Annotated in this window: 14 protein-coding genes and 1 other annotated feature; all 14 genes read right to left on the bottom strand. The window is 38.0% G+C overall.

From position 1 onward, the window contains the following. A complete protein-coding gene (rpoB, locus tag D7D81_RS19150) occupies positions 1 to 3255 on the bottom strand; it encodes a DNA-directed RNA polymerase subunit beta (RefSeq protein WP_125991729.1) in 3255 nt (1084 codons plus the stop codon). 421 nt (positions 3256 to 3676) lie between these two features. Further along, positions 3677 to 4747 carry an IS30 family transposase gene (locus D7D81_RS19155; protein ID WP_125991731.1) on the bottom strand — a complete coding sequence of 357 codons (1071 nt, stop codon included), beginning with the start codon at positions 4745 to 4747 and terminating at the stop codon, positions 3677 to 3679. Between the two features lie 194 nt (positions 4748 to 4941). Further along, the gene (gene rplL / locus D7D81_RS19160; RefSeq protein WP_125991733.1) at positions 4942 to 5313 is read right to left on the bottom strand and encodes a 50S ribosomal protein L7/L12; all 372 of its coding nucleotides are present in this window, start codon (positions 5311 to 5313) and stop codon (positions 4942 to 4944) included. Between the two features lie 23 nt (positions 5314 to 5336). Beyond that, entirely contained in the window at positions 5337 to 5852 is a 516-nt protein-coding gene (rplJ, locus tag D7D81_RS19165; RefSeq protein ID WP_125991735.1) for a 50S ribosomal protein L10, read from the bottom strand. A gap of 23 nt (positions 5853 to 5875) precedes the next feature. Further along, positions 5876 to 6007: a sequence feature (ribosomal protein L10 leader region), on the bottom strand. Between the two features lie 44 nt (positions 6008 to 6051). Then, positions 6052 to 6759, bottom strand: coding sequence for a 50S ribosomal protein L1 (gene rplA / locus D7D81_RS19170; RefSeq protein WP_125991737.1), 708 nt, complete (start codon positions 6757 to 6759; stop codon positions 6052 to 6054). A gap of 63 nt (positions 6760 to 6822) precedes the next feature. Continuing rightward, on the bottom strand, positions 6823 to 7245 hold the full coding sequence (gene rplK / locus D7D81_RS19175; protein WP_125991738.1) for a 50S ribosomal protein L11: 423 nt from the start codon (positions 7243 to 7245) through the stop codon (positions 6823 to 6825). Positions 7246 to 7272: 27 nt separating this feature from the next. Beyond that, the gene (gene nusG, locus D7D81_RS19180) at positions 7273 to 7800 is read right to left on the bottom strand and encodes a transcription termination/antitermination protein NusG (protein WP_125991740.1); all 528 of its coding nucleotides are present in this window, start codon (positions 7798 to 7800) and stop codon (positions 7273 to 7275) included. Between the two features lie 42 nt (positions 7801 to 7842). Continuing rightward, positions 7843 to 8043, bottom strand: coding sequence for a preprotein translocase subunit SecE (gene secE / locus D7D81_RS19185; RefSeq protein WP_125991742.1), 201 nt, complete (start codon positions 8041 to 8043; stop codon positions 7843 to 7845). A gap of 94 nt (positions 8044 to 8137) precedes the next feature. Next, positions 8138 to 8287: a 50S ribosomal protein L33 gene (gene rpmG, locus D7D81_RS19190; RefSeq protein WP_125991744.1), complete on the bottom strand. Its 150-nt coding sequence runs from the start codon at positions 8285 to 8287 to the stop codon at positions 8138 to 8140. 162 nt (positions 8288 to 8449) lie between these two features. Then, positions 8450 to 9643: an elongation factor Tu gene (gene tuf / locus D7D81_RS19195; protein ID WP_125991720.1), complete on the bottom strand. Its 1194-nt coding sequence runs from the start codon at positions 9641 to 9643 to the stop codon at positions 8450 to 8452. Between the two features lie 118 nt (positions 9644 to 9761). Then, positions 9762 to 10361 carry an RNA polymerase sporulation sigma factor SigH gene (gene sigH, locus D7D81_RS19200; RefSeq protein ID WP_230869816.1) on the bottom strand — a complete coding sequence of 200 codons (600 nt, stop codon included), beginning with the start codon at positions 10359 to 10361 and terminating at the stop codon, positions 9762 to 9764. A gap of 119 nt (positions 10362 to 10480) precedes the next feature. After that, a complete protein-coding gene (rlmB, locus tag D7D81_RS19205; RefSeq protein ID WP_125991748.1) occupies positions 10481 to 11209 on the bottom strand; it encodes a 23S rRNA (guanosine(2251)-2'-O)-methyltransferase RlmB in 729 nt (242 codons plus the stop codon). 114 nt (positions 11210 to 11323) lie between these two features. Further along, positions 11324 to 12148, bottom strand: coding sequence for an FAD-dependent thymidylate synthase (gene thyX, locus D7D81_RS19210; protein WP_125991750.1), 825 nt, complete (start codon positions 12146 to 12148; stop codon positions 11324 to 11326). A gap of 17 nt (positions 12149 to 12165) precedes the next feature. Then, complete coding sequence (locus D7D81_RS19215; RefSeq protein WP_205739293.1) at positions 12166 to 12558, bottom strand: Mini-ribonuclease 3; 393 nt, start codon at positions 12556 to 12558, stop codon at positions 12166 to 12168. Positions 12559 to 12563 lie beyond the last annotated feature (5 nt).

Here is a 12563-nt window from a genome sequence, read left to right on the forward strand (position 1 = left end):
TTATTCTTCTTCCTCATCAGAGTCATTAGTTAAATCCATATCTAAACCAAGCTTTTTAGCTGTATCATTAAAATCATCATCTTCCTCAGCTATCTGTAATTCCTCTTCATCCTCAGTATATATCTTGGCATCTAACCCCAGACTCTGCATTTCTTTTATTAAAACCTTGAAGGATTCCGGTATACCGGGTTCAGGCACATTTTCACCTTTAACAATAGCCTCATATGTCTTCACCCTACCGACAACATCATCAGACTTGACTGTTAACATCTCCTGCAAGGTATAGGCAGCACCATAGGCCTCCAGTGCCCACACCTCCATTTCACCAAAACGCTGACCACCAAACTGGGCTTTACCGCCAAGCGGCTGCTGGGTAACAAGTGAATACGGTCCTGTTGAACGGGCATGTATTTTATCATCAACCAGGTGATGTAGTTTAAGGATATACATATAACCAACAGTTACTCTTTTATCAAAAGGCTCACCTGTTCGCCCATCGTAAAGAACCGTTTTACCATCACGGCTGAGACCAGCTTCCTCCAGTTTATCCTCCACCTCATCTTCACGGGCACCATTAAAGACTGGTGTTTCAATATATAAACCAAGTGCCTTGGCCGCCATTCCTAAATGGGTCTCCAGCACCTGACCAATATTCATTCTGGAGGGAACACCAAGTGGGTTAAGAACTATCTCAACAGGTTCTCCATTGGGCATGAACGGCATATCTTCTTCAGGTAGTATCCTGGAGATAACACCCTTATTCCCGTGACGACCTGCCATTTTATCACCAACAGAAATTTTCCGTTTAGTAGCAATATAAACCCGTACAAGTCTATTTACACCTGGTTTTAATTCATCACCATTTTCGCGGGAAAAGACTTTAACATCAACTACAATACCTTCTTCACCATGCGGCACCTTCAAAGAAGTATCCCGGACCTCTCTGGCCTTTTCACCAAAAATAGCCCTGAGTAATCTTTCTTCAGCAGACAACTCTGTCTCACCCTTTGGTGTGACCTTACCAACCAGTATATCGCCCTCTTTTACCTCTGCTCCAACACGGATAATACCCCTTTCGTCAAGATTCTTAAGGGCTGATTCCCCTACATTAGGGATATCCCTGGTTATTTCCTCCGGACCCAGTTTAGTATCCCGGGCTTCAGCTTCATGTTCCTCAATATGGACAGAGGTAAAAGCATCTTCTTTAACAAGTCTTTCACTGATCAAAATAGCGTCCTCGTAATTATAACCTTCCCAAGGCATAAAAGCGATTAATGTATTACGGCCTAAAGCAAGCTCTCCTTTATTAGTTGAGGGTCCATCAGCAATAATATCACCGGCTTCTACTACATCCCCCTTACGGACAATAGGGCGTTGATTGACACAACTACCCTGATTAGAACGTTTAAACTTAAGTAATTTGTAACTATCAACATTACCCTCATCTGTTTTGATCAAAACCTTATCACCTGATACCTTAACAACGGTTCCAGAGTTTTTAGCAACAATAACGGCACCAGAATCTTTAGCACTCTTATATTCCATTCCCGTACCCACAATAGGTGCATCAGGAATTAATAAGGGAACAGCCTGTCTCTGCATATTAGCACCCATTAAGGCCCTATTAGCATCATCATTTTCCAGAAAGGGTATTAAGGCAGCGGATACACCAACAAGTTGTTTTGGTGAGACATCCATATAATCGACATTTTGGGGTAATGCTTCTAATATCTCGCCCCTGCGTCTGGCCAGAACAAACTCATGTTTAAAGTTACCACCCTCATCTATAGGTTCATTGGCCTGGGCAACAGTATAATTATCTTCTTCATCAGCTGTTAAATACTCAATCTCATCGGTTGCTTTTCCATCAATAACTTTGCGGTAAGGAGTCTCTAAAAACCCAAATTCATTTGTACGGGCATATGACCCCATAGAACCAATCAGCCCAATGTTTGGTCCTTCAGGTGTCTCAATAGGACAGATCCTACCATAATGAGAATGGTGAACATCCCTAACTTCAAAGCCAGCCCTGTCCCTACTTAAACCTCCAGGACCAAGTGCACTCAAACGACGTTTATGTGTCAGTTCAGAGAGGGGATTGGTTTGGTCCATAAATTGTGATAACTGACTACTACCAAAAAACTCCTGAATAGAAGCAACAACCGGACGGGTATTTATCAGGGCTTGAGGTGTAACAACATCTATATCCTGAATTGTCATCCTCTCTTTTACTACCCTCTCCATTCTTGATAAACCAATTCTAAACTGGTTCTGCAATAATTCCCCAACCGTCTTTAACCTTCTATTACCCAGGTGATCAATATCATCTATATTAAATTCCGGGTGATTATCAATTAACTTAAGAAGATATCTAACTGTTTCCACGATATCTCTCTTATCAAGGCATCTCCTGGCAGGATCAATATCCAACTTGAGTTTTTTATTTAGTTTGTATCTACCAACTGCAGCCATATCATACCGTTTAGGGTCAAAGAAAAGGGAGTTTATTAGATTCTTCGAACTCTCTACTGTCGGCGGTTCACCAGGTCTAAGCCTTTTATATAATTCAATTAAGGCCTCATCTTCTGAATCAGTATTATCCCTTTCAATAGTATCCTGAATAACCTCATAATTATCAAAAATATCAAGTAATTCTGCATCACTACCATAACCAAGGGCCCTAAATAAGACAGTAGAAGGCATCTTTCTTGTTCTATCTACCCTCACTGAAACAATTCTCTTTTTATCATATTCAAATTCTATCCAGGCACCCCTGTTAGGAATAAGGTTAGCAGAAATAAGCCTGCGACCATCCTTGGTCCTTTCTTCATCAAAATAAACACCTGAAGAACGGATCAACTGGTTGACAACAACCCTTTCTGCTCCATTAATTATAAATGTCCCCTTATCAGTCATTAAAGGGAAGTCCCCCATAAAGACTTCCTGCTCTTTTACCTCACCTGTCTCCTTATTAATTAATCTTACTTTTACCTGTAAGGGAGCCGAATAGGTAGCATCCCTGTCACGGCATTCATCAATCTGATAATCCGGTTCATCCAGATAATAATCTACAAATTCCAGGATTAAATTTTCCGAAAAATCTTCAATTGGTGTTATTTCATTAAAGACCTCTTTTAATCCCTGTTCCAGAAACCATTCATACGAATTAAGTTGTGTCCTTATTAAATCAGGCACAACCTGTGCATCTTTGATTTTGGCAAAACTATATCTCTTCCTCTTTAAAACATTTGCCATTTTTGCACCCCCAGGAAAACTCTTCTTATAATATTATTTAAAGCAGGTTTATAAAGCCCGCTGGTTAAACATCTATAAGGAATCAAGTCTTAATATTAACTTGTTAATTAAAATTACAAAAAAATCTATATTTATAGTATAAACCTAAGAGATTATATATATACATTTATTATTGAGATAAGATTTATAAACATAATTGCTAATCTATTTTATTATGCACTATTTTTCCAATAAAACCCCAGGTATTTAAGCTCTAAGCATAAAACAACCATTTTATCAACCTATGTATCGACAATTAATAATGTTATCATAATTAAATCTGCTTGTCAAGATAATTTTTACCTCTCCTGATCTTATTAATTGCAAGTTAAAATGCACGGTTTTTTAAAATATTTTCATCTTCAATATTTGTTAATATATGTTAAGCAACATTAAATGTCTTTTCCTTAAATATTTCTCTAGACGTTTTGAACTCAAAGATTTTTCTCGGGTAGGTATTTATAAATTCTTGTATTCTTTTAACTTTATTTCTGGTTAATCCTTTGAAGCTAATTCCTTTGGGTAGAAACCTACGGATCATCTTATTTATGTTCTCATTTGTTCCTCTTTGCCAGCTGCAGTATGCATCACAATAATACTGTTTTGTCCTAGGAATACTACTCCCTGTAAAAGACTCTTCAATACCCTCATAATCTTTAAATTCAGACCCATTGTCTGTTGTAATTGTTTTAAATATCTTTCTAAATTTAACTACTCCATGGCGTCGCTCAATTCTATCTAGGCCTTTTATCACTGATTCCTGGGTTTTATTTGGAATTAATTCTATTATCTCTTTACGACTTGTTCTTTCACTCAATACAAGTAAATATGGTTCATTCTTGCCCTTTCTACCTTCAACTAAATCCATCTCCCAATGTCCAACCTCTTGCCGCTTATCTGCTTCATTTGGTCGGTCTCTTATTGTCCTGTTTTGTTTATGATTTTTTGTTCTTTGACTCTCTTTCGGCTTCCTTTTTTTCTTTCTATATTCACCATAGATTAAGTTATTTCTTTCAATCTGTAATATCCCTTGATCTATATAATTATAAATTGTTTTCCAATGAATTGATATATCAAATTTATCACTTTCATCAATCATTAATGCTATTACTTCTGGTGAATATTTCTCTTTAATTTTTTCTTCTATAAAACTTGCTAAATCAAAGTTTTTTCCTATTTTAAGTTTAGGCCCTTTTGCTGATGCATTAGTATCATATACACCCTGAGCTATCTCAGGAATATATTCTCCCTTATCTCTCCACATGTAGTCCTTTAGGATTGTAATTCCTTTTTTAATTTCTCTACTAATAGTGGTTCTATGGCTGTTCATCTCTCGGGCTATCTCAGTATAATTTTTTCCTTGCTTATTATATAAATGAGCTATGATTTTTCTATCTTCTAGAGTTAAGTGTTTTCCTTTTTTTCTTTTTATGTTATAATGAGTTTGACGCATATTCTGTATCCTCCTAATGTTTTGTGTGGTGCTTAACATTATATCGAAGATACAGATATGTGTCTATTTTTTTATTACCCCGTGCATTTAATTATACAATGTTTCCCTCTCCTGATCTTAAGATATAAAAAAGCATCCTGATTCCAGAACCAGAATGCTTTTTGGTTTTCAAAAAAGTATTTTATTAAATGAAACTATTTTAATTCTACAGTAGCACCTGCTTCTTCAAGTTTAGCCTTCATTTCTTCAGCCTCATCTTTACTGACACCCGCTTTAACATTTTGAGGTGCATCATCAACTACAGCTTTAGCATCTTTAAGACCTAAACCAGTAATTTCACGAACTGCTTTAATTACATTAATTTTCTTGCCGCCTACTTCAGCAAGGAAGACATCAAATTCTGTCTTTTCTTCTTCCTGACCAGCACCACCAGCACCAGGTGCAGCTGCCATAGCTACAGGTGCAGCTGCACTAACACCAAATTTTTCCTCTAATTCCTCAACAAGTTCTGCTAATTCTAAAACACTCATTTCCTCAATTGCTTTAATTAAATCTTCTTTATTCATAATAAATAACCCCCTAAAATTTTTTAAGCCTTTTGCTCTTTAATTTGGTTCAATACCTGAACCAGTCCACGTAGATTACCCTGTAATACATTAACCAATCCTGTAATCGGCGATTTCATGCCTGCCAGCAGCAGTGCCAGGAGTTGTTCACGAGGCGGTATTTCTGCTAGAGATTTAACCTTATCCAGACTAATAATTTGCCCATTAAGTGAACCACCTTTAATCTCTAATTCCTCATTCTCCTTAGCAAAATCAACTAATACCTTTGCTGGTGATACGGCATCTTCCAACCCAAAAGCAACTGCTGTTGGTCCAGTAAAATACTCATTAATATCTTCAAGCTCTGCCTTCTGAGCAGCTATTCTTGCCAGCGTATTTTTTACTACTTTGTACTCAACACCAGCTTCCCTGAGTTGCTTACGCAGCTCAGTTATTGCTGCTACATCAAGTCCTTTATAATCAGTTACTACCATCGACTTTGCCGAAGTCATTTTCTCAATAAGCTCTTCTACAAAAGCCTCTTTTTCAGGCCTTGCCAAAATATTCACCCCCTTGAAACCACTTAGACAATAAAAAAACCCACCCATAGACAGGCAGGAGCAATCATATCTAAACAGATATATTACAACATAACCTCGGTAGGAAATTAAGTCATTATGACACCTACTGTCTATGGTCAACATATTTTATTTTGCTAATTCATAATACCATAGTTGTATAAAAAATGTCAATTTTATTTTATCTACCGATAAGGGTCATTATATCAGAGGTGTTCGCTCTGATTCCAGGTCCCATGGTGGAAGAAAGTACAACACTCTTTAAATATTTCCCTTTAGCAGCAGATGGTCTTTCCCTCACTAAGGCATCCATAATAACCTTAAAATTTTCAAGTAATTCATCTTCAGAAAAAGACACTTTACCAACTGGAAGATGTACTATTCCGGTTTTATCAACACGGTATTCTATCTTACCAGCCTTGATTTCCTTAACAGCCTTGGCAATATCAAAAGTTACTGTGCCGGCTTTAGGATTTGGCATTAATCCCTGTGGTCCCAATACACGGCCAAGTTTACCAACAATACTCATCATATCAGGTGTAGCAACCGCAACATCAAAATCAAGCCAGCCGCCTTCAATCTTCTCGGCCAACTCTTCAGCACCCACTTCATCAGCACCGGCTTCCTCGGCTTCTTTAACCTTTTCACCTTTAGCAAATACTATAACCTTTACTTCTTTACCTGTACCATTTGGCAAAACTACAGTACCTCTGATGTTCTGGTCAGCATGTTTTGGATCAACACCCAACCTGACAGCAACCTCGACTGTTTCATCAAATTTAGCTGAGGAAACTTCTTTAACAAGTCCCAGCGCTGTTTTGGCATCATATAGTTTTTCTATATCAATTTTTTCTAGTGTTTCTTTAAACCTCTTACTATGTTTTGGCATACTCTAACGCCTCCTTGTGGTTAAACGGATTAGATTATAAATCCTCCCACTTAATTTTAAATTTTATTTTACTAAAATACCCATACTCCTGGCTGTGCCCTCAACCATACTCATGGCTGCTTCAATACTACCAGCATTAAGGTCTGGCATCTTAAGTTCGGCAATCTCCTTGACATCATCTTTGGAAATAGTAGCAACCTTGTCTGTATTTGGACGACCAGATGCACTCTCAATACCTGCTGCCTTTTTAATTAAAACAGCAGCTGGTGGTGTTTTGGTAATAAAACTAAATGATCTGTCTGCATAGACTGTAATCTCTACAGGTATAATCATCCCCGGTTGATCCGAGGTCTTTGCATTAAATGATTTACAAAACTCCATAATATTAACACCATGTTGACCTAAAGCAGGTCCAACTGGTGGAGCAGGATTTGCTTTGCCTGCCGGGATCTGCAATTTGATTTGTCCTATAACCTTCTTGGCCATTTTCCTCCTCCTTTCATCAGCTATCTATTATGATTTTTCCATCTGTGAGAATTCTAATTCAAGAGGGGTTTCCCTACCAAACATAGAAACCAACACCTTAGCTTTTCCCTGTTGAGGGTGAACCTCCTGGACTATACCAATAAATTCTTCAAAGGGACCATCTATTACCTTTACTCTATCACCCTCATTAAATTCAGAGGCGATTCTCTTATCACCCATACCCATACCTTTAAGAATACGGCTTGCTTCCTCCGGTTGTAATGGCAGTGGTTTAGTCCCACTACTTACAAACCCAGTAACCCCGGGAGTATTTCTTACAACATACCATGAATCATCACTCATTATCATCTCTACCAGTACATACCCCGGAAAGATTTTCTTGTTAACCACCTTTTCTTTCCCTTTTTTGCGTTCTGTTTTTTCTTCAGTCGGCACCAGGATTCTAAAAATCCTATCCTCCATACCAGTCGTCTCTATTCTCTTTTCCAGGTTGGTCTTTACCTTATTCTCATGACCTGAATAAGTATGAACCACGTACCAATTCTTTTCTGCCATAATATAAGGACCCTACAGTCTGTAGAATCCCCACCTCCCTAGTTACATAATAAACGGGGTTATAGATTTAGTTAAAATCAAATCAACGACCCCAATAAAGGCAATCAAAGCCAGTACAGTAACTACAACAACTACTGTATTAGATGACAATTCACTGCGATTAGGCCAGTTCACTTTTTTAAGTTCTGCTTTAACATTGCGCAAAAATCTGGCTATTTTACCAAAAAAACCTAGTTCAGCCATTACACTTCACCCCATTAAAAAAATATATTTATCTAAACAAAAAACAGCACTATTATTATTATTGCGTTTTTTGTAAGATCTATACAATTTCACACTATTTGGTCTCCCTATGAAGGGTATGTTCTTGACAGAACTTACAATACTTCTTGGTCTCTAAACGATCTCTATGTTGTTGTTTGTTTTTGGTAGTTGTATAATTACGGTTTTTACATTCAGTACATTCCAAGGTAATTATATCTCTCATTTACTGCCACCCCCCTCAATATAAATGGGCCTATAATATATCTTCAGCCTTAATTAACTTATCACATTATTTTCCCAATGTCAATAATTTTTTAAGCATGTGCCTGAAGAAAGCACATGCTTAAATTTATAACAAGCTCTTTAATTGATAAGTTTAAAGGTTTTACTCAATAATGTCGGTTACAACACCGGCACCTACTGTATGGCCGCCTTCACGGATAGCAAACCTTAAACCCTCTTCCATAGCAATCGGGGTTATCAGTTCACCTACCATCTCTATATTATCTCCAGGCATTACCATTTCTACTCCTTCTGGTAGAGTGATTATACCAGTAACATCTGTTGTCCTGAAGTAAAACTGTGGCCTGTATCCATTAAAGAATGGGGTGTGCCTTCCTCCCTCTTCTTTCGATAAAACATATACCTCTGCCTTGAATTTTGTATGCGGGGTTATACTTCCTGGGGCTGCTAATACCTGTCCCCGTTCAATATCTTCCCTCTTTACTCCCCTTAATAGGGCTCCTATATTATCCCCGGCTACTGCTTCATCTAACAGTTTCCGGAACATCTCTACTCCTGTCACTACTGTCTTTTCTGTATCTTTGATCCCTATTATCTCTACTTCATCTCCTGGATGCAGGGCCCCTCTTTCCACTCTACCTGTCGCTACTGTCCCACGCCCAGTTATACTAAAGACATCTTCAACAGGCATCAGGAAGGGTTTGTCTGTTTCTCTTTCTGGTTGTTCAATATAGCTGTCTACCTCATTCATCAACTCTATAATCTTGGAGCCCCATTCCCCTTCCGGGTCTCCATTTTCCAGAGCCTTTAAGGCAGAACCTACTACTACTGGTATCTCATCACCTGGAAAGTCATATTCACTTAATAGTTCTCTAACTTCCATCTCTACTAATTCTATTAACTCTTCATCATCAACCATATCTGCTTTGTTTAAGAATACTACTATATTTGGTACTCCTACCTGACGAGCCAGCAGAATATGCTCTCTGGTCTGGGGCATTGGTCCATCTGCTGCAGATACTACCAGAATAGCTCCATCCATCTGGGCTGCACCTGTAATCATATTCTTTACATAGTCAGCATGTCCTGGACAGTCAACATGGGCATAATGCCTTGCTTCGGTCTCATATTCAACATGAGCTGTCGCTATGGTGATTCCTCTTTCTCTTTCTTCTGGTGCATTATCAATTGTATCAAATGCCCTTACCTCTGCTCCACCAAAGTTAGACAGTACTGTTGTTATTGCTGCTGTTAATGTTGTCTTACCATGGTCAACATGACCTATTGTACCGATATTTACATGTGGTTTTGTCCTTTCAAACTTTTGCTTTGCCATTACAAAATTCCTCCTTAATTTTAATGTACCAAAAAACTTAAAGATATATCTATCTGACTGCAAGGGATTATGTACAGCCATATTAACCACCTGACAGAGGTGGATATTTCCATGTGTTTTAAATATTATGTTTTTCTAAAAACATTTCTAATTTCCTTTTAACCCTCTGCAGTGCATTGTCAACCGATTTGACATGCTTGTCCAGAGCATCAGCTATAGACTGATATGATTTTCCCTCCAGATACTCCTGGAGTACATCTAATTCCAGCTGACTTAACATCTCTGAAATTTGGTTTTCGATAAGATTATATGTCTCATAACTTATTATTAGTTCCTCAGGATTAGTTAATTTGCCACCTTTTAAAACATCTAACAGGGTTCGATCAGATTCTTCATCATAAATTGGTCTATTTAAAGATACATATGAATTTAAGGGTTGGTGTTTCTGCCTAGTAGCTGCTTTGATCGCTGTGATAATCTGTCTAGTAATACATAGTTCAGCAAAAGCCCTAAAAGAAGCCAACCTCTCAACTTTATAATCACGTATAGCTTTAAATAACCCAATCATACCTTCCTGAACTATATCTTCCCTATCAGCACCTACTAAAAAATATGACCGCGACTTAGCCAGGACAAAGTTTTTATACCTCTTTATCAAAGTCTCTTCTGCAAGTCTATCTCCATCCTGTACTAGATCAATTAGTTCTTCATCATTCATTTTGGAATAATCTTCATATTCGATTTCCTGCTGAATATTCCCCTGCAATAAGACCCCCCCCTTACCTTATACATTAATATTATACTTATTTAAACTAACTTAGTCAAGCCATATCTTTTTCAAGCACGCTGACGAACTATCTCATAGATTATTATCGCTGCTGCAACAGAGGCATTCAGTGAACCTAGTTCACCCAGCATAGGTATTTTTATCAAGAAATCACATTTTTCCCTGGTTAAACGCCTTAGACCCTGTCCTTCACTCCCTATAACAAGGCCGATTTTCCCCTTCAAATCAGCCTGATAATGGGCCTGCTGTCCTTGCATATCTGCCCCCGCTATCCAGAGTCCCTCTTCTTTTAATCTGTCTATTGTCTGGTTAATATTGGTGACTTCAGCCAGCCTTATGTGTTCAATTGCCCCGGCAGAACTCTTAGCAACAACCGGAGTCACACCCACTGCTCTCTTTTTTTGGAAAATAATACCATGTGCGCCAGCAGCATAAGAAGTCCTGATAATAGATCCAAAATTATGAGGGTCCTGAATCTGATCCAGGATGATAATAAATGGCTGTTCATCCCTCTGGTAAGCATATTTTAAAATATCATCAACACTTACTAGAGTGAGTGTTTCACCTATTGCAATCACACCCTGGTGGGCATGGCTTAAAGCCAATTTATCAAGTGTATTCCTGGAAACCCTCTCAACTATAACTCCCTGACGGCGGGCCTGGGAAATAATCCAGTCTATTTTATCACCACTAATATCGTTTTTTATTAATATCCTGTCCAATTTGCGGTTCCCTTTTAAGGCTTCAATAACAGGATTCCTACCTTCTATTTTCGCCAAATCAATCACCTGCCTTCAATGTCAATATCTTATACTTAATACATTATACTTAATACATTATACTTAATACATTATACTTATTATACCAATATTATAAGTTTTTTAATGAATTATTTAATTACCTGCCATTTTTTCCTTTATTAATTTGATTGCCTCATTTTTAGTCATAATCTTCCCCCTACAGTCTTCATGCTGTAATTCATTTTCAGGACAGTACCCCAGTCTAACACAATTAGGCCCCGCATCAGCAAATAAGTCAGGGGCACTTTCTTTACATAAATTCAACATCTTTAAGGCAAGGTCTCTTATCTCCCTTTGGGCATTTTTACAACAGCGAATCCTGAACCAGTCCCGTAAGGCATGGGCATTCATACCAATTAAAGCCTTAAATTCAGTGGCCTGAGGTTTAACATATCTTAAATCTTCTTCAGGGAGCCCCTGATCCACACCAGTATTATACCACTCTTCTACTAGTTGAAAAATATCCTTGGAACCATACTCAAGGATTACTTCATCATTCCCAGCCGGTAAATATTCGTCCAGTTTTGAGCCATCTTTCAATTTGAATAGATTGACTGGCAATGATTTCTCCGCTGTAAAACCCTCAATATTATCTGGTATAACAATATCAAATGACCTTCTACCCGACTTCTCTGCCCGGCCAGATTTGATCATATATGATGCCAGTCTCTTCCTGACTAACTGAACCTCAGTAACACGGGCATAGCCTTCTATTCCAAAAATAAAAAAATCAAATTCTACTGCTGCTTCATGACCACTATTAATTATCCTTTTTACAAGTTCTTTCGAGTAATCAGAAGCAATAATCTCCTTAAGTGTTCTTTCCGAACGAACAAACCTGGCCGCTATATCCGTATATACTTTACCACCACCAGCAATCAACTCAACCTTACCATCACCAACATAAGCCTTATTCATTCCCTTCTTACCCCCTTTTAATCCTTTTCAAACAGCACCTCAACAATCTTTTCCCAGATAAAATCAAGCCGTTCATAATTACCAGACAAATAATGATAACCAAATAAAGCCTCCAGCCCTGTACTCATTCTATAATCTATCACTGATGAGTTAGCCGGTATATTACCCCCCTTATAATTCCGACCCCGACGGACAATTGACCATTCCTTTTTTGACAGACTAGCCTCCAATTTACGGAGTGCTTTAGCCTGGGCTGAAGCATTTACTATCTTAACAGTATATTGATGTAGTTCATTTAAGGAACGATACCCCTTTTTCAATAGATAATCCCTGGTCATCACCTCATAGATACTATCACCTATATAGGCTAACAAACCTGGTGATAATAACCTTGCTTCCTGTTCTTCCATTATCT

The sequence above is a fragment of the Halocella sp. SP3-1 genome, assembly GCF_003953885.1.
In the GTDB taxonomy this organism is placed as follows: Bacteria; Bacillota; Halanaerobiia; order Halanaerobiales; family DTU029; genus Iocasia; species Iocasia fonsfrigidae.